This window comes from Allobacillus salarius (assembly GCF_007559425.1).
Taxonomy (GTDB): domain Bacteria; phylum Bacillota; class Bacilli; order Bacillales; family Alkalibacillaceae; genus Allobacillus; species Allobacillus salarius.
On record NZ_VMHE01000054.1, the window covers coordinates 1,916 to 2,298 of the forward strand.

Genomic DNA, 383 nt, shown 5'->3' on the forward strand with positions numbered 1-383 from the left:
CAACATGGTTTGGAATACGAGGAACAGAAGCAACTAACTTTATTTTAGAGGAGATGGAAACAATGAAAATCAAAGTTAAAAAAGAAATGCTATTAGACGAGTTAATTAAATGGGCGCGAGAAAATCCGGAGCTATCACAAGGGAAAATATTTTTTTCAACAGGATTTAGTGATGGATTCGTTCGTTTTCATCCAAATACAAATAAGTGTTCGACGTCAAGTTTTATTCCAATTGATATCCCCTTCATAGTTGATATTGAAAAAGAAGTAACCAAAGACACGGTATTTGATAAGTTGTTTGAAATGTACGAGATGGAAGGAGGAGTCTATGAAACCGTATTATATGCAAACACTAGTATAAAAGAATGTTTATATGGTAGACGT

At 33.4% G+C, this 383-nt stretch carries 1 protein-coding gene; it reads left to right on the forward strand.

The features are described 5' to 3' along the window. Positions 1 to 62: 62 nt before the first annotated feature. The coding region (locus FPQ13_RS12915) for a hypothetical protein (RefSeq protein ID WP_144089730.1) at positions 63 to 383 on the forward strand (321 nt) is incomplete at its 3' end.